This window comes from Klebsiella sp. D5A, assembly GCF_001620885.1.
Taxonomy (GTDB): Bacteria; Pseudomonadota; Gammaproteobacteria; order Enterobacterales; family Enterobacteriaceae; genus Klebsiella; species Klebsiella variicola.
This window is the reverse complement of sequence record NZ_LOAR01000018.1, coordinates 51556-69746: the sequence shown is the minus strand read 5'-3', so window position 1 is coordinate 69746 and position 18191 is coordinate 51556. Positions and strand designations below refer to the sequence as shown.

The 18191-nt window shown below is 53.4% G+C and carries 20 protein-coding genes, 1 pseudogene and 1 riboswitch; of the genes and pseudogenes, 16 read left to right on the top strand and 5 right to left on the bottom strand.

From position 1 onward, the window contains the following. Nucleotides 1-36: 36 nt before the first annotated feature. Both sopA and AS136_RS22270 read left to right on the top strand, forming a co-directional pair. Nucleotides 37-1203, top strand: a complete 1167-nt coding sequence (sopA, locus tag AS136_RS22275; protein ID WP_000523815.1) for a plasmid-partitioning protein SopA — start codon at nt 37-39, stop codon at nt 1201-1203. Then, complete coding sequence (locus tag AS136_RS22270; protein WP_032740676.1) at nt 1203-2168, top strand: ParB/RepB/Spo0J family plasmid partition protein; 966 nt, start codon at nt 1203-1205, stop codon at nt 2166-2168. Before sopA ends, AS136_RS22270 begins: the two co-directional genes overlap by 1 nt. Before the next feature lie 1755 nt (nt 2169-3923). Here AS136_RS22270 and crcB read toward each other — a convergent pair. The 4 genes from crcB to AS136_RS22245 form a co-directional block, all read right to left on the bottom strand. Next, nucleotides 3924-4298 (bottom strand): fluoride efflux transporter CrcB, encoded by a 375-nt coding sequence (crcB, locus tag AS136_RS22260; RefSeq protein ID WP_074446765.1) that lies wholly within the window; start codon nt 4296-4298, stop codon nt 3924-3926. A 96-nt stretch (nt 4299-4394) separates the two neighbouring features. Next, complete coding sequence (eno, locus tag AS136_RS22255; RefSeq protein WP_063267013.1) at nt 4395-5684, bottom strand: phosphopyruvate hydratase; 1290 nt, start codon at nt 5682-5684, stop codon at nt 4395-4397. Between the two features lie 16 nt (nt 5685-5700). Continuing rightward, nucleotides 5701-6126 (bottom strand): adenine nucleotide alpha hydrolase family protein, encoded by a 426-nt coding sequence (locus AS136_RS22250; RefSeq protein WP_032740679.1) that lies wholly within the window; start codon nt 6124-6126, stop codon nt 5701-5703. A gap of 2 nt (nt 6127-6128) precedes the next feature. Next, a complete protein-coding gene (locus AS136_RS22245; RefSeq protein ID WP_040107984.1) occupies nt 6129-7031 on the bottom strand; it encodes a DHHA2 domain-containing protein in 903 nt (300 codons plus the stop codon). A gap of 77 nt (nt 7032-7108) precedes the next feature. Then, a riboswitch (Fluoride riboswitch) is annotated at nt 7109-7177 on the bottom strand. Nucleotides 7178-7489: 312 nt separating this feature from the next. Between AS136_RS22245 and AS136_RS29100 the strand changes: the two genes are divergently transcribed. Beyond that, the gene (locus tag AS136_RS29100; protein WP_032740680.1) at nt 7490-7720 is read left to right on the top strand and encodes a hypothetical protein; all 231 of its coding nucleotides are present in this window, start codon (nt 7490-7492) and stop codon (nt 7718-7720) included. Between the two features lie 390 nt (nt 7721-8110). On the opposite strand, the gene AS136_RS22235 is transcribed toward AS136_RS29100, so the two are convergent. Beyond that, nucleotides 8111-8407 (bottom strand): hypothetical protein, encoded by a 297-nt coding sequence (locus AS136_RS22235; protein ID WP_032740681.1) that lies wholly within the window; start codon nt 8405-8407, stop codon nt 8111-8113. A 446-nt stretch (nt 8408-8853) separates the two neighbouring features. Between AS136_RS22235 and AS136_RS22230 the strand changes: the two genes are divergently transcribed. The 13 genes and pseudogenes from AS136_RS22230 to AS136_RS22175 all read left to right on the top strand — a co-directional run bounded on the left by AS136_RS22230 (nt 8854) and on the right by AS136_RS22175 (nt 18100). Further along, the gene (locus AS136_RS22230; protein ID WP_063267012.1) at nt 8854-10425 is read left to right on the top strand and encodes a sensor domain-containing diguanylate cyclase; all 1572 of its coding nucleotides are present in this window, start codon (nt 8854-8856) and stop codon (nt 10423-10425) included. 15 nt (nt 10426-10440) lie between these two features. Further along, nucleotides 10441-10605: pseudogene (locus AS136_RS29095) on the top strand (hypothetical protein); the annotation flags it as partial. A gap of 448 nt (nt 10606-11053) precedes the next feature. Then, on the top strand, nt 11054-11482 hold the full coding sequence (locus tag AS136_RS22225; protein WP_046622817.1) for an antirestriction protein: 429 nt from the start codon (nt 11054-11056) through the stop codon (nt 11480-11482). Nucleotides 11483-11526: 44 nt separating this feature from the next. After that, complete coding sequence (locus AS136_RS22220) at nt 11527-12033, top strand: antirestriction protein ArdA (protein WP_046622857.1); 507 nt, start codon at nt 11527-11529, stop codon at nt 12031-12033. A 42-nt stretch (nt 12034-12075) separates the two neighbouring features. Then, entirely contained in the window at nt 12076-12267 is a 192-nt protein-coding gene (locus AS136_RS22215) for a hypothetical protein (protein ID WP_040107911.1), read from the top strand. Between the two features lie 200 nt (nt 12268-12467). Then, a complete protein-coding gene (locus tag AS136_RS22210) occupies nt 12468-12674 on the top strand; it encodes a DNA polymerase III subunit theta (protein WP_046622818.1) in 207 nt (68 codons plus the stop codon). Then, nucleotides 12671-12964 (top strand): hypothetical protein, encoded by a 294-nt coding sequence (locus AS136_RS22205; protein WP_046622819.1) that lies wholly within the window; start codon nt 12671-12673, stop codon nt 12962-12964. The genes AS136_RS22210 and AS136_RS22205 overlap by 4 nt, the downstream gene beginning before the upstream one ends. Before the next feature lie 703 nt (nt 12965-13667). Then, entirely contained in the window at nt 13668-14210 is a 543-nt protein-coding gene (gene ssb, locus AS136_RS22200) for a single-stranded DNA-binding protein (protein WP_046622820.1), read from the top strand. A gap of 48 nt (nt 14211-14258) precedes the next feature. Beyond that, the gene (locus AS136_RS22195) at nt 14259-14507 is read left to right on the top strand and encodes a DUF905 domain-containing protein (RefSeq protein ID WP_040107914.1); all 249 of its coding nucleotides are present in this window, start codon (nt 14259-14261) and stop codon (nt 14505-14507) included. Between the two features lie 68 nt (nt 14508-14575). Beyond that, nucleotides 14576-16576 carry a ParB/RepB/Spo0J family partition protein gene (locus AS136_RS22190; RefSeq protein WP_046622821.1) on the top strand — a complete coding sequence of 667 codons (2001 nt, stop codon included), beginning with the start codon at nt 14576-14578 and terminating at the stop codon, nt 16574-16576. Between the two features lie 44 nt (nt 16577-16620). Next, on the top strand, nt 16621-17052 hold the full coding sequence (gene psiB / locus AS136_RS22185; protein ID WP_038992715.1) for a conjugation system SOS inhibitor PsiB: 432 nt from the start codon (nt 16621-16623) through the stop codon (nt 17050-17052). Continuing rightward, a complete protein-coding gene (locus AS136_RS22180) occupies nt 17049-17777 on the top strand; it encodes a plasmid SOS inhibition protein A (protein ID WP_046622822.1) in 729 nt (242 codons plus the stop codon). The genes psiB and AS136_RS22180 overlap by 4 nt, the downstream gene beginning before the upstream one ends. Beyond that, nucleotides 17774-18100, top strand: a complete 327-nt coding sequence (locus tag AS136_RS22175) for a hypothetical protein (RefSeq protein ID WP_038992719.1) — start codon at nt 17774-17776, stop codon at nt 18098-18100. The genes AS136_RS22180 and AS136_RS22175 overlap by 4 nt, the downstream gene beginning before the upstream one ends. The last annotated feature ends 91 nt before the right edge of the window (nt 18101-18191 follow it).

Sequence of the window (18191 nt, the reverse complement as noted above, 5' to 3'; positions counted from 1 at the left end):
AAAATAATGCAAAGCGATGATTAAAGGATGCTCAGAATGGGACTGATGGACACACTTAACCAGTGCATTACTGCTGGACATGAAATGACGAAGGCTATTGCCATTGCGCAGTTTAATGACGACAGTCCGGAAGCCAGGAAGATCACACGCCGCTGGAGAATAGGTGAAGCGGCGGATCTGGTTGGCGTTTCTTCTCAGGCAATCAGGGATGCAGAGAAAGCCGGCCGGTTGCCCCACCCGGATATGGAAACCCGTGGCAGAGTTGAACAACGCGTTGGTTATACCATCGAACAAATCAATCATATGCGGGATGTGTTCGGTACACGACTGCGCCGTGCCGAAGATGCTTTCCCACCAGTGATCGGGGTTGCCGCTCATAAAGGGGGGGTTTACAAAACCTCCGTTTCTGTTCACCTGGCTCAGGACCTGGCCCTGAAAGGGTTACGCGTTCTGCTTGTCGAGGGTAATGATCCTCAGGGCACAGCTTCGATGTATCACGGATGGGTGCCCGATCTTCATATACATGCGGAAGATACTCTCCTGCCCTTTTATCTTGGTGAAAAGGATGACGCCAGTTATGCGATAAAACCCACCTGCTGGCCTGGCCTTGATATCATTCCGTCCTGCCTGGCACTTCATCGCATTGAAACTGAGCTAATGGGCAAATTTGATGAAGGAAAACTGCCCACTGACCCGCACCTGATGCTCCGTCTTGCCATTGAAACGGTTGCTCATGACTATGACGTGATTGTTATCGACAGCGCACCGAACCTCGGTATTGGCACGATTAATGTCGTATGCGCTGCTGATGTGCTGATTGTTCCCACCCCGGCAGAGCTGTTCGATTACACTTCTGCACTGCAGTTTTTCGATATGCTTCGTGATCTGCTCAGGAATGTGGATCTTAAAGGCTTTGAGCCGGATGTCCGTATTCTGCTTACCAAATACAGTAATAACAATGGTTCGCAGTCACCGTGGATGGAAGAACAAATTCGCGATGCATGGGGAAGCATGGTCCTGAAAAATGTGGTACGTGAAACCGATGAAGTTGGTAAAGGCCAGATCCGCATGAGAACCGTTTTCGAACAGGCTATTGATCAACGTTCTTCGACCGGCGCATGGCGAAATGCTCTTTCAATCTGGGAACCTGTTTGTAATGAAATATTTGATCGTCTGATTAAACCACGCTGGGAGATTAGATAATGAAGCGTGCACCTGTCATTCCAAGACATACAGCAAATACTCAGGCAGCTGAAGACACGTCAGCGCCAGCTGCACCGATGGTGGATTCGTTAATTGCTCGTGTAGGGGCTATGGCTCGTGGCAATGCAATTACGTTACCGGTGTGTGGTCGGGAAGTGAAGTTTACCCTGGAGGTGCTCCGGGGAGATATTGTTGAAACCGCTTCCCGGGTATGGTCAGGTAACGAGCGCGATCAGGAACTACTGACCGAAGATGCCCTGGATGATCTCATTCCTTCATTTTTACTGACCGGTCAGCAGACTCCGGCTTTTGGCCGTCGGGTTTCCGATATCATTGAAATTGCAGATGGCAGCCGTCGACGCAAGGCCGCTATCCTGACAGAAAGTGATTATCGTATTCTGGTCGGTGAACTGGACGATGAGCAGATGTCGGCATTGTCCAGACTGGGCAACGATTATCGCCCTACGAGTGCTTATGAGCGTGGTCAGCGTTATGCAAACCGTCTCCAGAATGAGTTTGCCGGAAATATTTCTGCACTTGCCGATGCGGAAAACATCTCTCGTAAGATAATTACTCGCTGTATCAATACGGCCAGACTCCCGAAATCCGTTGTCGCCCTTTTCTCTCATCCTGGTGAACTGTCTGCCCGCTCAGGTGAAGCCCTTCAGAAAGCTTTTGCAGATAAAGAAGAATTACTGAAGCAGCAGGCCGCAACTCTCCACGATCAGAAGAAAGCGGGTGTAATCTTTGAAGCAGAAGAGGTCATAAGTCTTTTAACATCGGTACTAAAAAAGTCTCCTGCATCAAGAGTGAATCTGAGCTCACGTCATCAGTTTGCTCCGGGGGCAACAGCATTATACAGAGGCGATAAAGTGGTCCTGAACCTTGACAGGTCCCGGCTTCCTGCGGAATGCATTGAGAAGATCGAAGCCATTCTCAAGGCGCTTGAAGAGCCTAAGTCCTGAAATGGACACGCCTTATCCTTCTGCCTGTTTCCTGTATTTTACCCCATCTCTTTAGTTTTTTTCTCAGGCCAGTAAATCAGAACTGGCCTTCATCCTGTCAGTCTGGGACCACGGTCTCACCTTTACCGTCAGCGCCGGAATGCTGCCTCTGGGACCACGGTCCCAACTTCCCGGTCAGCCCCGGAATGCTGCCTGGGACCGTGGTCCCAACTTCCAGGTCAGCGCCGGAATGTTGCCTGGGACCACGGTCCCAACTTCCCGGTCAGCGCCGGAATGCTGCCTGGGACCACGGTCCCACCTTTACCATCAGTACCGGAATGCTGCCTGGGACCACGGTCCCAACTTCCCGGTCAGCGCCGGAATGCTGCCTGGGACCACGGTCCCACCTTTACCATCAGTACCGGAATGCTGCCTGGGACCACGGTCCCAACTTCCCGGTCAGCGCCGGAATGCTGCCTGGGACCACGGTCCCACCTTTACCATCAGTACCGGAATGCTGCCTGGGACCACGGTCCCAACTTCCCGGTCAGCGCCGGAATGCTGCCTGGGACCACGGTCCCACCTTTACCATCAGTACCGGAATGCTGCCTGGGACCACGGTCCCAACTTCCCGGTCAGCGCCGGAATGCTGCCTGGGACCACGGTCCCACCTTTACCGTCAGTACCGGAATGCTGCCTGGGACCACGGTCCCAACTTCCCGGTCAGTGCCGGAATGCTGCCTGGGACCACGGTCCCACCTTTACCGTCAGTACCGGAATGCTGCCTGGGACCATGGTCCCAACTTCCCGGTCAGCGCCGGAATGCTGCCTCTGGGACCACGGTCCCACCTTTACCGTCAGCGCCGGAATGCTGCCTGGGACCATGGTCCCAACTTCCCGGTCAGCGCCGGAATGCTGCCTCTGGGACCACGGTCCCACCTTTACCGTCAGCGCCGGAATGCTGCCTGGGACCATGGTCCCAACTTCCCGGTCAGCGCCGGAATGCTGCCTCTGGGACCACGGTCCCACCTTTACCGTCAGCGCCGGAATGCTGCCTGGGACCATGGTCCCAACTTCCCGGTCAGCGCCGGAATGCTGCCTCTGGGACCACGGTCCCACCTTTACCGTCAGCGCCGGAATGCTGCCTGGGACCATGGTCCCAACTTCCCGGTCAGCGCCGGAATGCTGCCTCTGGGACCACGGTCCCACCTTTACCGTCAGCGCCGGAATGCTGCCTGGGACCACGGTCCCATCTGCACCGTCAGTACCGGAGCTATACCCAAGACCTTCTTACTCACACATCCTGTTGTTTTGGAGAAAATTAATACTGAGCACATCTATTAATCATTGAGTCATTTCTGAGACAGACCCTGAACATGATAGATGTGTGCTGAATCGATTGGTTGATCGTGTTCCTGAATATCTCAAATTACATTGTATGGCTAGTGAGTAGTGGACAGAGAGAGAAGCAGAATTTCTACATATTATGGAGTGGCAGATATTTAATTAATGGCAGATGTACATCTGGCAGCACTAGGATATGAAGCCAGCACCGCCGGCTTTTGACGATAAGAGAACATCGGTGGACAATGGTACTCCTGTAATATATGTCAGTCTAACTCCCTACTTTAGTTATTCAATCATTGTCAAACCTAAGTTCCGATGCTCAATGTGAATCAAAATAATAATACCCGCACTATTCCAGAAGCGGGCATTGAACAGCGTACATAAAGCCTGCGAGTCGCGTTATATCCGACTATGGTTGTGCTGTAACATTCATATGAGTAACATTATCAGATAAAATCCCGCCGCTGTCATAAGCAGTGATCCCACGACGTGAACCAATACAGATGTGAGCGCCGATAAATAATTTCCCGTCTGCAGTAATGAGAAGACTTCCACAGAGAATGTTGAAAAGGTGGTCAGCCCGCCACACAACCCAGTGACGATGAACAGTTTCCATGCAGGATCAAGTTGGGGGTGGCGCATAAAATATGCCATTGCGGCACCGATGATAAAAGCCCCCATTAGGTTAACCATAAGCGTCCCTGGCGGAATTGAGGGGTAAAAACTGTTGAGCTTAATCCCCAAAAACCAGCGGATGACACAACCAGTGGCGCCACCAATCATAATTGCCAATAACTGACTCAACGAGAATCTCCCCATACAAGGTGAATATAAATTCTGAAGCAGGATGTATGCCGGATTCAGCCGGCATACGCACCTCAGATGCCGTGATGATTTCGATCATCCACGGCGAACAAATGCCTTAATACCTGCATAACGCGCGTCACTACCCAGTTCCTGCTCAATGCGCATAAGCTGATTGTATTTTTCAATGCGTTCACCACAACAAGGTGCGCCGGTTTTCAGATGCCCTGCACGCAACGCCACTGTCATATCAGCGATAAATGTATCTATGGTTTCACCGCTGCGGTGCGAAATAAAGGCACCCCATCCGTTTTCATGACACAGTGAAACCGCATCAAATGTCTCGCTCAGCGTACCAATCTGATTGAGTTTGATAAGCGCTGCACTGGCAAGGTTTTCTTCAATACCTCGTTGGATATACTTCACATTCGTGACGAAAAGGTCGTCACCGACCAGCTCCGCTCGTCCGCCAAGTGTATTATGCAGATATTTCCACCCGGTCCAGTCATCCTCGGCAAGACCGTCTTCAAGCAGGACAATCGGGAACTGGCTCATCAGTTCACCATAATAATCCGTCATCTCTTCTGAGCTCAGGGCGCTGTTTTCGGTACGTAGGTGATATTTCCCGTCGCGGTAAAATTCGCTGGATGCGGGGTCCATACAGATGCTGATATCTTCCCCTGGACGGTAGCCGGCTTTCTCAATGGCCTGAACAATGAATTCCAGAGGATCCCGGTTCGAAGATACGGCCGGGGCAAATCCCCCTTCATCACCCACCGCAGCGGAGAGGTTCCGGGACAGAAGGATCTGGCGCAAAGCCTGATAGACCTCACTGCCCTGACGAATGGCCTCTGTCAGCGATGATGCACCGTGCGGCGCTATCATAAATTCCTGAAAATCGGCTCCCTGACCACGGGCATGAACTCCACCATTAATAATATTCATGCACGGAACCGGCAAAAGACTGGCATTGAGTCCGCCGAGATAGCGGTAAAGTGGCTGACGGGTGACCTGAGAAGCCAGTCTGGCCACCGCCAGCGAAACACCCAGAATAGCATTAGCACCGAGCCGGCTTTTAGTCTCCGTGCCGTCCAGTTCCCGCATCAGATTATCCAGGCGCCGCTGCTCCCGCACATCGGTTCCCCTGACTGCGTCGTAGATTTCTGTCTCCACGGCCTTAATGGCATCACGGACCCCTTTCCCGCTGAAGCGACCTGTATCCCCATCGCGGCGCTCCGTTGCCTCTCTTGAGCCAGTACTGGCACCGGACGGTACCGACGCTCGCGCCATCTGCCCGTCAGAAGTAAAAGCATCCACCTCAACAGTGGGATTACCGCGGGAGTCAAGAATTTCGCGGGCGGTGACTTTTTCAAGTAGAAAATTCATACAGTTCTCCTGTAGCTCAGTCATGAATATGTTTAATCAAAACGTCTACGTTCAGGTGGTTAACGTATTCAGCCGAACGGGACGTCAGTGCTCCCATAAAACGGTTCCGGTGGCCAGCTATCACCAGGTCCGCGCCGGTATCGTTGATACATTTCTGTACATCTTCGAATCGCCGCATGGTGACCAGTTCTCTCGCATTAACCTGCTCAGCTACAGACGATGTCAGCTCGCTGAGCAGCGCCTTCGCCAGGACAACCTCCTTCGATACGGCATCGTTCATCAGACTGTCCGATATGTAGTTCATCTCCCGGTAGTCGTTACAGATATGAGCAATGGTGATTTTCATTTGCAGCATACTGGACAGTGTTGTCGCCAGTGCGAGAAGAGGGACGCCATCCTCTTTCCCCTGAACAAGAACAAGTGCATGTGTGTAGATTTTCATGGCTATCTCCGGCTTTGACTGAGATGGTGTTCGAGCCAGGGCAGAAGCTGTTTCTTCCGGCTTACCATACCCGTTACGAAACATGGAGCCGCGCTGATACCCTCCGGCCCGGCAAAATAGAGTGAAGAACAGCATGTATGAATATCAGTGACCATCAGCACGATAAGCCCGGCTTCCGTCATGACTGCCAACTGCACCATCGCACTTTGCAATTCATCCAGCAGAGGGGTGACCTGGTCAGGTGAACTGACCTCCAGTTGCGCTATACGAACATTCATACCGGCGAGCGAAAAGGCTTTAAGGTCTTTATGCAGAAGCTGCTCTGCAGACATTCCGGTGATATCGGTTTTAGCTGTCAGGAGCCCTCGGGCAAAAGCCGTGCGTTTTACCCCTGAAAGGACGCAGAGTTCAGTGGCGGAACGGATATCGTCTTGTGTTGTGGTGGGAGAGCACAGATTAACGGTGTCGCTGAGCAACGCGCCAAGAAGCAGGATAGCGTGGGCCGGGGGCATCGTACGGCGCATTTCTGTATCCATCAGTAGCCAGAGTACTGTCGCGCTGCTGCCTGCCGGTTTTATCCAGACCTCTGGCGGCAATTGGGTGATCAGACCGCCCAGCCGGTGATGATCGATAATTCCGATGATATTGCTCTGAAAAAGGTCAGCAGGCCCCTGAGCCGGTTCGGTAAAATCGACCAGCCATACAGGTTCATCTTTCAGTGAGATATCAAGCAAGGGCGGTAGGGTTAGCGTGGCAGCTTCAAAAATATAGTGTGTCTCAGGGTTCACTTCACCAGGCCGCCAGGCTCGGGCAGGACGGTTACACCGGTTGAGCCAGCCCGCCGTCACGGTAGCGGTGCAGACAGCGTCGCTGTCAGGATTAAGGTGACCAAATACATTAATCAAAAGAATATCCCCGTTAAGGGAAGCAGACAGGTCGATGGGATTTAGGGACGACCTGACATACCTCCTGAAAATCAAGAGTCATATCAGGCGTCATCAGCCCCGGACGGGGCGGTTGGGAAAGGTGGAACGCCATCACCTTCTAAAAATTATAAGTCAGAAATAAAGAGATGTCAGCTTACATTTGGGGTGTCTACGTGCGTTCAGTGTTTTTTACTGGCATGAATCACCTTTGACTGGTGAGATATATCAGATTTCACCATGGGCACTGGCTGGGGCTGTCAACCTGGACTTCTGCTTTCGCTCATAAGCTACAACAACACAGAAATCCTACACATGACAAAAGAGTACCGTTGATACTGTCACTAAAATCCATAAGGATCTTGTCATGTCAGGAGAACCGTTATCTAGCAAAGTGTAATATACTGAAGTACAGAGTATTTGTTTTGAGTGGAGTGGTTATGAACGCGAGTTTAAGGCATGTTCTGCGATATACAGGAGTCCCGGTTGACGCCGCTGAGCCTGTGCGCCGGAAGTTCGGTAGCCGCCTGATATTGATCGTGACGGTTGCTCTTCTTCCTTTGCTGATTGTTGATATATCTCAGTGTATATTTGTGCTTTCACAGCTTATGTGGGGTATCGGTATGTATGTTGGTATTTCTGTGGCGAGTGACAAACCTGAGCGTCGGTAATGCTCAGAACGAGATATCTAACGGCCTGCCATATGACGGACTGCTGTTAAAGCGACGATGTAGAGGACGCAGGCTTTGCTTTACACGTGCCCTCCCTTTGGTCTGGACCTTTAATCGCGACAATCGCGTTACGATCTCTGTTTCTCACAGCCAGCAAAGACTTATCTGTGTTACCCGACAGCTCAACGAAAGGCTCAGAAAAACGCCAGATTATGAATCATCCGCAGAGCGGTCCAATAAGTATATTACATCCATAAATTGAACTCAAAGCGAATAGCGGAACTGGTGGATGTTTTGCCTTACGCCCGCGTTTATTGCAGGTTAATTCTTGTTTATTCATTTCACTGATTGTGAAGAATCTCCCTGCATCAGGCTAAGAAAGTCGTAGTGTCAGAAAAGTGCTTCTTTAATGCTGATTTCATCCACCCGGAGGATAGAAGACATGTCGAAACCTTCCATGTCAGACATGAACGCATCGCTTTTCATGTACTTCTGATTTATAGCCTGTATATCAGCGTCTTTCTGATAAGTCACTGTTGCAATAACCTGACATTCATTCCCCAGATAGACATGATTTACATATATATTAAAAGCGGGAAGGGAGACCATGTGCCGGGGCCAGTGTCTGTGAAAATAAATTTCTGCTGACTGTGTATCTTTGAGTGTATAAATCCTGACCTGTTTCATCTTATCTTTCCTGTTGTGAGGTTTTCGTAGGACGGCCAGTCAAAGCATACCAATTATCTTTTTTTTTTAAATTAGCAAAAGACCACTTTTCGCACGTAGCGGCTTTGTGCAGCTGTACTGTATTAATAACATACTGGATAAGTATCAGTGTTACGCCAGCTCTACAGAGTATCAAATAAGCAGAAAATATGACTCCCCACAAGCACAATGCTGCCCTATGTGCTTGTGGCTATGGGAGAATTCTCTTAGCTTCCACTTGTAATGTTGAGGCCTCCTTTCATAGCTAAGACTGAGGCTGGGCAATGAGAATCAGAAAACAACCAGACTTTTAATTTATACCGTTATTGAAAAAAGATACTGGTCATGCAAAGGTGGTAGACGGTTAAAGGCTGACAACAATCATCTTAACACATGAATAACTACAAAATTCGTCTTCGTATTAACACATGAATAACTACAAAATTCGTCTTCGTACTCTCATTACAGCCCTTTCTACAGGCGCTGTAGTGCTTACCGGAACCATGCTGTTATGCATAATGATTGTGTTTCAGAGAGACAGCATAGAAGAAAGTACGGTTCAGAATAACATCGCATACGCTCGTAAGCTGGCCGACACTACAGATCGGTACCTGACGATTGCGCAAAGTGAGCTGAGGTGGAGTTCTGGGCAGATCCACGATCTTTCAGCTTCCGACGAACTAGTACGTGAGGCGGATCGTTTGAGGCTACAGTCTGGCTTTTTTAATTCAGTTGTCATTGTTAACAGCGAGAGGGTTGTAAGAGCAACCTCGCCTGAAAGTCTGGGTTTAGTTGGAAAGATACTGACTTCAGATGCCAGTATCAGAGCTGTAAAAAATCAGGTAGCTTCCATTTCTGAGCCGTTTATTTCGGCTTCCGGAAATTATGTTGTTTTTCTTTCACAACCTATTTTTTCTGAACATGGGGTTTATCTTGGGTATATGGGCGGGACAATTTATTTAAAAAAACATAGTATATTAAGTGATATTTTAAGTCAGCATTTTTATCCCCCAGAGACTGACGTAAAAATAGTTGATGGCAATGGTATGGTGGTGTTTAGTCATGATCCTGATACAGTGGGTACTGTTGAAAATATTTCCCCTGAAATTCATTATCAACTTAACTCCTCGCAAAGTGGTAAGCTCAGTTTAGCTAATAATAATAGGGATTATGTCGCTGGGTTTGCACGACTAAGACAAACTGACTGGAGTATCTGGATTTCCGGAAGTGAAAAGGAGGTCGATGCGTTAGTCAACCATTCGGTAAAAAAGATCGTTGGATTCATTACCCTCGTCGTATTTTTTGTCGCTATTTTAATGATATATCTTGGTACACTAGTCGCTACCCCCCTGGAGCGGCTGGCAAATGCTGTAAAGGCTGGTAGTAGCCAGCGTAGCGATCCTTCTGTACTACAAAATATCAAGGGTTGGTACTATGAAGCTCAGGAGCTCAAAGAGGCGGTAAAACAAAATTTAATATCAACCCAGACGAAACTCAAAGCCTTCAGCGAGCAGGCGATAAAAGATCCACTTACAGGGCTCTACAACAGACGCGGTTTTGAGAAAATGTATGAGTCCATTTCCTCAGGAAAGCAAGTAAACATTATTGCAATTGATATAGATCACTTTAAACAAGTAAATGACCGATTCGGGCATGATGCTGGAGATAAGGTGCTGCAAGAGCTTGCGACTCTTTTGAAGGAAATATGCCGGGAAAACGACTTTATCTGTCGATTTGGCGGTGAAGAGTTTGTAGTCGTTATACCTGAAAAAAAATCTGATGAAGTAATTGATATTGCAGAGCGTATCCGAAAGCAAACTGAAACCACTATTTTTCCCTTTGTGGGACATTTGACATTATCAGCAGGAGTGGCGTCTTCCCAATATTTCGGTGAAGATATTAATGAGTTACTCAGACGCGCAGATGAATTTCTCTACGTAGCAAAGCGGTCAGGCCGCAATGCAGTAGTCTCTGTACAAAACAAGTATCAATTTAACTGACCCCATCCAGGTAGACGATTCTGCCTGGTTCTGCTCATCCTGGTTAACGAGCGGCAGGAAACCATTGAGGGCGCAGGGGTTATCACTGGTCTGCTGCGTTTCAGAGACGATCCGGTCCGCCGTCGGTTTGATCGCCGGGCTTTAAGTGACGTGGTCAGAGAGGCCCGAGCCTTCAGATCTCTGATGTTACGGGCCAGAATGTCAGGGGAGGAGGGGACCTCTCCCTTGTCAGCCAGCTGGCGCAGGAGGTCCGGTGCGATAAGGATGTCACCTTGTCGGCTCAGCATCTACCCGGCCCGGTTTCCGGGCCTTTTGAGTGAAAACAACCCTCAGTTATCGCTGTACCGTGTGCGGCCTGTGCCGTGCCTTCACTATAGCCCGGCCGCTGCAGATGCAAGGGTGCGCTGACGCCGCCATCCTCACCCGGTCGCAGTTTTTTTATGATGCTCGCCGTTCTTCCCGTCGTTTTCTCGCTCAGGTTTCGCTCGAAAACCGTCCAGACCCGCTTCGCGCTTTATCTGCGCTGCGGCCTCCGGTGTCGCCCCTGCATCTTCCGCTTTCCGCCGGGCTGACGTGTCGGCACGGCACAACCCGGTGCCGCAGTCCATGTCATTACGGAGGATTTACCATGCAGTATGTGACAACACGCCCCGTCCTGAATGTTGAAGAGTGTGGCCGCCTGTCTTTTATGCCGTACCTGTTCGGCACGGATTTCATGCTCGCAGAATTGCAGGTGTATGCGCTGGCGAAACAATGGATGCCTGAATACAGCAGTGAGTTCTGGCACTTTATCCGGCTGCCAGAGGGCGGCGGTTACATGATGCCGGATTGTGGCCGGGTTCATCTGGTCAACAGTGAAAACTGGTTTGACCGCATTGTGAACGCCGACGCAGCGGGCATTATTCTGACATCGCTGGCCGTTAACCGTCGTCTGGCGGCAAATCATGACAGCAGTAATCCGGCCCTGACCCGCCTTTATATGCTGCGTGATGCCCAGCTCTGGAATCACATTACCTTTCACCCGGAATGCAGTGCCATTTACGCCGCGCTGGACTGATTAACGACCGGGGCGGCCATGCCGCCCCGCAGGGAGACGAAAAAATGAATTCATCAGTAACCGTTCCGGCCGTCTACGTGGGCACATATCACCAGTACAACGGCGGCAGTATTTTTGGCAAATGGTTTGATTTAACCGATTTCGACGACGAAGACGAATTTTATGACGCCTGCCGGGCGTTGCATGCCGCAGAGGATGACCCCGAGTTTATGTTTCAGGACTGGGAAGGGATCCCGTCTCAGTTTGCCTCTGAATCCTCTGTTAAGTGGGCGTTTATCGAGGCATTCCGGCAGGCGCAGGACGAAGGACGCGCCGCCGCGTTTGTGGCCTGGGCGGAATATACCGGCGAGTGCGACTATGACGCCTTTGATGATGCGTATTGTGGCGAGGCTGAAAGCGAGGAGGATTTTGCTTATGGCTTTGTGGAGGATCACGGCCTGTTAAACGAGGTGCCTGAATTCCTGCGCGTCTATTTCGATTATGAGGCTTACGCGCGGGATCTGTTCAGCAGCGGCTATGTCTTCCATGAAGGCTATGTATTCAGCAACTGATTACTATCCGGCGGGGAAGCCCGCCGGTTAAGGAGAAAGCACATGAAACTTGCACCACAAAGCCGCGATATCCTGCGACAGTACAAAGCCCTGATGAATGCCCGCCGCCGCGATGCCGGTCAGCGGGAACTGACCACCGCCCAGGTGATGGATGAAATCTGCTATTACATGACCTGCCAGTGTGCCGTCTACATCGGCGGGCACTTCATCTTACAGGGCGGTAAAGGGCAGTAATCAGTAAGCTCGATGACAGGCGTCCGGGCCGGAGGGCACCTGTCAGCCCGCGCGCAAAACCCTGGCAGGCTGCGCGTGCCGGAGAGATACATCGCCGCGCCTCCGGCGCCGCGCACTCTCCTCTCCGTTGTCAGTCGCCGTTGCCCGGGAATACGCGTATTATCAGGGATATATTCCTGTAAAGCAGACCGGTGATACATATGTCAAAGTGGAATATCGCCTCTTTTCCAAAAGAGGAGCAGGACAACGTTGCCGTCGATAAGGTGGCCGCTGCTGTCGCCTGGCAGGAAAGGATGAGCAAGCCCGTCGTGCCGGAACTTGTTGAACGGGAACAGCCTGAACACCTGAGCGAATATTTCCATGAACGGCTCCGCGTACATCGACTGAACAGTCAGCAGCTGCCGTGACGCTTTTAACCGGTATTAATCTGTTTTTTATTCCGTTTCAGCCTGTTCCGGCTCTGTGGGGGGCTATCCTGGCCGTTGCTTTTGTTCTGATTAATGTCGTGGCGGATAAGCTGCGCCTCTGGAGTGGCATGGCGTGGATTATCGTTGCCGGCATCATCATAACGCTGATGCTGCAGGGGAAAGAGCCGGGTGACGAATTTCGTGTCCTGATCACCGTTTTCGCTTTCCTGGCTTCTGCCTGGTACTGCGTTGTTCAGTACAGAAAAGAGAAGGGAGAATCTCAGTCCTGACCTGACCTGACCTGACCTGACCTGACCTGACCTGACCTGACCAGACCTACCGGTACTCTCCACCTTGCTGCAGCTCTTCCTCTGTTTAACTTTCTTTTCACACAATCTGCCCCGGGGCCACCTTCGGCTCCTGACCCGCTGGCGCGGTTCAGTCGTCGAGCCACACTCCGCTAACCGCGAAAAGACGCGGTAAGCTCCGCCGAACCCGCTACGCGGTTTCGGGCCTGCCGGCTAGTGTCTGATGTCCAGTGTCAACGGCAGCGCTTGCTGCGACCGTTCCGGTCGCGCCGCTTTCACCGTGCCGGCGAAGGATTGCCGGCACTCTGCAGGGCAACGCCGTTTCGCGCCCGCGCGTTCCGTCGTTGCGGCGGGTGCCTGCTCCTTTCCCCTGGTACCCGAATCACCCGATTGAGTCCATTCGCCCGGGCTGACATAGCCACAACCTGTCGCATTGGCTGTCCAGGGTGTAATGAACAGTCCACAAAACTTTTTGCATGGAACCGCAAAAACTTTTGTGTCCTGCCCCGGACAGATGCGTCAGGCCGTGGCGTCTTTGCCCTTGCGGCGAACGGCTCTCAAACGGGTGAAGGTAACAACCAGGGGGCAGGTTCAGCAGGTCCCCGCACAAAGTCAAAACCGCGGCCCCGGCAACTCAACGGGTGATGGTTTTTAAAGACAAAACAACAGAGTAAGGAGATTCATCATGGCAGCACGTGGCGTTAACAAAGTCATTCTGGTCGGACATCTGGGACAGGACCCGGACGTGCGTTACATGCCCAACGGGGGCGCAGTGGCCAATCTGACGCTGGCCACGTCTGAAACATGGCGTGACAAGCAGACGGGAGAGATGCGCGAAAACACCGAATGGCACCGTGTGGTGATCTTCGGCAAGCTCGCGGAAGTGGCGGGTGAATACCTGCGTAAAGGCGCGCAGGTCTACATCGAGGGCCAGCTGCGCACCCGCAACTGGCAGGACGATGCCGGAGTCACGCGCTACGTCACCGAGGTGCTGGTCGGCCAGAACGGCACCCTGCAGATGCTCGGCGGCCGCCGTGAATCCGGCGTGCCTGAGAGCGCCGCGCAGCCGCAGAGTCCTGCCGCCCCGGCACAACCTGCTCAGGCCCCGGCTAAATCCCCGAAAGCGAAGGGCGGTAAGAAAGGCCGTCAGGATGCGGATCCGTCTCAGCAACCGCCTCAGCCACTCCCGGATGATTTCCCACCAATAGATGATGACGCGCCCTTTTAAACCACGATGAAGACGCCCCGTTCAGGCGGGGCAGAAAAGGAGAAACACATGGACCATAACGTTTTGTCCCCGCTTGAATCCCTGCCGGATGGCACGTTTACCCGCGAGCAGGCTCAGGTTGTCGCAGCGCAGTATCAGAATGTGGCGATTGAAGATGACCAGGGGACCCATTTTCGCCTTGTCGTCCGTCATCAGGATGACGGCAGCATGATCTGGCGCGTCTGGAATTTTGAACCGGGCGGCGAGGACATGATGAACCGTTACATCCGGGACTACGGACTACGCAAAACGCAATAAGCCGTAATAGGTGCCGGGCAGATGGGTCTGCCCGGCAGACATTAACCAATATCGGAGAGAAATCAATTATGTCAGTGACCGAGTCTAAAGCAAAAGCGCCGGTTAAAACCAGCAAAAAATCGGTGAACCCTGCCGAATCCGCCGCCCTGAAAGCCGCGCTTGAGGCTGCTCAGGTTGAGATGGTGCCGCTGTCGGCGCTGGTCAAATCCCCGCTGAACGTTCGCACGATCCCCTATCCGGCTGACAGTGTCCGGGAGATGGCTGACTCCATCATGGCGATCGGCCTGATCCAGAATCTGGTGGTTCACTCGCTGCCGGACGGTATGTCAGGGGTGGCTGCAGGTGGCCGCCGTCTTGCCGCCCTGCAACAGTTGCTCAGCGAGCAGCGCATCGATGCCGGGTATCTCGTTGTCGCCAAGCGTGTCAGTGACGACATGGCGATGGTTGCCTCGATGGTCGAGAACAACCAGCGGGTGGCCATGCATCCGGCAGAGCAAATCAGCGGGTTCCGCACCCTGTCAGAAGAGGGGAAAACCCCGGCTCAAATCGGGGACCTGCTGGGCTACAGTGCCCGTCACGTTCAGCGGATGCTGAAGCTGGCAAACCTCGCCCCGGAACTGATCACCCTGCTGGCAGAGGACAAACTCGACGTGGAGCAGTGTCAGGCCCTGAGTCTGGAGAGCGACCCGGCACGTCAGGTGCAGGTGTATGACCAGGTGAAAACCTCATACGGCAGCACACCCGCTCACCTGCTGAAGCGGGCCATCACGGATACGGAAATCGCCGTAACCCACTCCCGCTTCGTGTTTATCGGTCGTGAAGCGTATGAGGCCGCCGGGGGCGTGGTGCGTGAGGATCTGTTCAGCGCCCAGGAGGGAGACGGAACGGCTGACGGGGTACTGGTTGAGCGTCTGGTTCAGGAGAAGCTGGCGGCGGCTGCGCTGGCCATCGAACAACAGGAAGGCTGGTCATGGTCACTGGCTCGTGAGGGATCCGTCAGAAACTACGGCGATGACCGCGAGCATTATCTGGTGCTGCCGGCGCCGGAGGGGGAATTCAGCGCTGAGGAGCTGCAGCGTCTTGATGAACTGTACGCCACGCTGGAGGCAACAGAAACTTTTGAGGATGAAGCCGCGATTCAGGTGCTGATTGATGAGATTGAAAATGCGGCGTCAGTTCGGGCGTGGACACCGGAGCAGAAAGCGGCCTGTGGCGTGGTGGTCAGTCTGTATGACGGTGAGCTTTGCGTCCAGCGTGGTGTCCAGAAGAAGATCCAGACGGCGGTCTCTGACGTCGGGGAACACGGTGGCGATCAGGCTGCCGTACATGTGGTCACCCGCAGTATCCCGGATGCGGCAGAGGGCATCAGCGTACCGTTGCTGAAAAAAATGTCTTCAGAAAGGACACTGGCGGTTCAGGCCGAACTGGTTAAGCAGCCACAGAAAGCCGTGGCCCTGATGGTCTGGCGGCTGTGCAGTTGCGTGTTTGACTACTGCACCACCACCCGGCATCCGTTCGTCCTGCGCCTTGAGGTGCATCACAGCGGCCTGACCAGTGAAGCCCCGACCGGAGAGGAAGGTCAGGCATGGCGGTATCTGATGCAGGAGAAAGCCCGTCTGGAAGCCCTGCTGCCGGAGGGGTGGCAGAAAGATTTCACCACCTTCTTTACCCTCGACGGACAGACCCTGATGTCGCTGATGGCCTTCTGTACTGCCTGTTCCGTAGACGGTGTCCAGACCCGTGAATGTGGACATACCCGCCGCAGTGACCTCGATGGCGTGGAGGCGGCGCTGGGATTTCATCTGCGCGACTGGTGGCAGCCGACAGCGGATAACTTCCTCGGGCTGCTCAGCAAGGCCCAGATTGTGGCGGCGCTGAAGGAGGCCGGGCTGACCGGAGCCGCCTCGGATGCCGAAAAAATGAAGAAGGGTGATGCTGCCAGCCATGCGGAACAATGGCTCTCCGGCTCCCGCTGGGTACCGGGCTGGATGCAGTCCCCGGATGCCGCAAAGCCGGACGATGCACATGCTGCCCCGGACACTGACGAACCGACTTCACACGCTGCCTGATAACGGAGACGCCGCCCTGCGGGGCGGCGATAAGGAGACTGAAAATGAAAACGTTACTGACTCTGGACGTCCTGAAAACCATGTCCATCGACGAGCTGGAAGATTACCGCGCTGCCGGTGAAGATTTTCGCCGTGAGCTGACCCATGCTGTGATGCGTGTTCTGCATCTGCCGTCAGGCTGGTCCGTGAACGGTGAATATCGCAGTGAGTTTGGCGGTTTTTTCCCGGTTCAGATCCGCTTTTCTCCGGCCCATTGCCATTTTGATGTCGCTGTCTGCAGCCCCGGAGAGTTGAGTGAGCGCTGGATGATCGTCTTTGTGACACGTGGTGGCCAGCCGTTCTCTGTTGTTCGCAGCATGGAAGCATTTAACCCGGAGTTGATCTCCCACACGCTGGCATTGATAGCGTGTCTCGATACTGACGGATATTCCTGCGCCAGTATCATCAGTACGCTGGAACAGGAGGGCGCACAATGATCCCTTCGTCCCGTTCCCTTGTCACCCTGCAGCCTGCCCGGCAGGCTGCGCTGCAGGCCATCATGACCGTGGAGAATGCCCGCCAGCGCGGTGCTCGTCTGTCTGCAGCGCCACACGTGCGTACTTTCCTGCGCCTGCTGACCGGGAACAGCCGTATGAACACGACCGTGGCGCAGCGCATTCCCGGCCTGAACTGGGACCCGAAACATCGTCTGAGCAGTCTTAAACAGGTGGAAGAGGCGCTCGATGCACTGATTGCCAGTCACGGGGAGTGCTGCCCGCTGCCGCTGCCGGTTGATGTTCAGGCCGAACTGTTCCCCGAGGTGCAGCACAGCCGGACTGAGCGCCGGAAACAGCGCAGCAGCCTCGCCTTTACCCGTAAGATGCGTCGGGAAGAACGCGCAATGGTGCATCACTGGCGATTACGGCAGAACCTGCTGGGACAGGCCGTCACGGAGCTGAATTTCCAGTCACCGGAAACGGTCATCAGCTGGTACCGCCGGTGGGCCGGTGAGTTTGACGCGCGTGAGTTTGCCCCTGCCTTCTGGCACTGGCGATCGCGATATGCCTCGCTGGCCTCTCTGGACTGGCTGCGGGATGCCGGGGAGCCGCTGTATGGTGTCATGCATGAAATCAGCTTCATTGTGAGAGAGACGCCGGAGTCTGTGCGTCAGGCAGAACGCTGGCAGGTCCCGAACAAGCTGACACACCGGAGCCACGGATGAAGTGGCGCTATTCCCTGCGCTGGAAACTGCCGCACAGGCCCTGCCCGGGTCCACAGGAGCTGGTTTCCGTTGTCGTGGAGGCAGGGCAGGCGGCACCTGAAGAAGTGATGTCTTGCTGGGTGGCGGGCGCGGGATATGCGGTATGCGTGGATTTTCTGGACGAGAGGCAGATTAAGCGCTGGAGCGACGAGCGGAAAGCCGCCGCCCGCCACCGGAATCTGGTTCGCCGCATCAACAGGATTGCGCCCTTGTTTGCCGACGAGCTGATCGAGCGGGAGCTTGAGAGCAGACCCGGGTATTTTCGCGGCAAATCAGAACGATGATGGCGCGATGCCTGGTCAGTATGGCAGCGGGTAAGGTATACTGGCGGTGGCGCTTGAGGCTTTTTGCCTCATGACGTGAAGGTGGTTTGTT

Bases quoted from the DNA above. Each gene is read 5' to 3' on its own strand.
- AS136_RS22270 (WP_032740676.1), top strand. From the start codon at position 1,203: ATGAAGCGTGCACCTGTCATTCCAAGACATACAGCAAATACTCAGGCA.
- AS136_RS22175 (WP_038992719.1), top strand. From the start codon at position 17,774: ATGAAGTGGCGCTATTCCCTGCGCTGGAAACTGCCGCACAGGCCCTGC.
- AS136_RS22180 (WP_046622822.1), top strand. From the start codon at position 17,049: ATGATCCCTTCGTCCCGTTCCCTTGTCACCCTGCAGCCTGCCCGGCAG.
- sopA (WP_000523815.1), top strand. From the start codon at position 37: ATGGGACTGATGGACACACTTAACCAGTGCATTACTGCTGGACATGAA.
- AS136_RS22190 (WP_046622821.1), top strand. From the start codon at position 14,576: ATGTCAGTGACCGAGTCTAAAGCAAAAGCGCCGGTTAAAACCAGCAAA.
- AS136_RS22210 (WP_046622818.1), top strand. From the start codon at position 12,468: ATGTCAAAGTGGAATATCGCCTCTTTTCCAAAAGAGGAGCAGGACAAC.
- AS136_RS29100 (WP_032740680.1), top strand. From the start codon at position 7,490: ATGAACGCGAGTTTAAGGCATGTTCTGCGATATACAGGAGTCCCGGTT.
- AS136_RS22195 (WP_040107914.1), top strand. From the start codon at position 14,259: ATGGACCATAACGTTTTGTCCCCGCTTGAATCCCTGCCGGATGGCACG.
- AS136_RS22235 (WP_032740681.1), bottom strand. From the start codon at position 8,407: ATGAAACAGGTCAGGATTTATACACTCAAAGATACACAGTCAGCAGAA.
- AS136_RS22230 (WP_063267012.1), top strand. From the start codon at position 8,854: ATGAATAACTACAAAATTCGTCTTCGTACTCTCATTACAGCCCTTTCT.
- eno (WP_063267013.1), bottom strand. From the start codon at position 5,684: ATGAATTTTCTACTTGAAAAAGTCACCGCCCGCGAAATTCTTGACTCC.
- AS136_RS22225 (WP_046622817.1), top strand. From the start codon at position 11,054: ATGCAGTATGTGACAACACGCCCCGTCCTGAATGTTGAAGAGTGTGGC.
- ssb (WP_046622820.1), top strand. From the start codon at position 13,668: ATGGCAGCACGTGGCGTTAACAAAGTCATTCTGGTCGGACATCTGGGA.
- AS136_RS22250 (WP_032740679.1), bottom strand. From the start codon at position 6,126: ATGAAAATCTACACACATGCACTTGTTCTTGTTCAGGGGAAAGAGGAT.
- psiB (WP_038992715.1), top strand. From the start codon at position 16,621: ATGAAAACGTTACTGACTCTGGACGTCCTGAAAACCATGTCCATCGAC.
- AS136_RS22215 (WP_040107911.1), top strand. From the start codon at position 12,076: ATGAAACTTGCACCACAAAGCCGCGATATCCTGCGACAGTACAAAGCC.
- AS136_RS22220 (WP_046622857.1), top strand. From the start codon at position 11,527: ATGAATTCATCAGTAACCGTTCCGGCCGTCTACGTGGGCACATATCAC.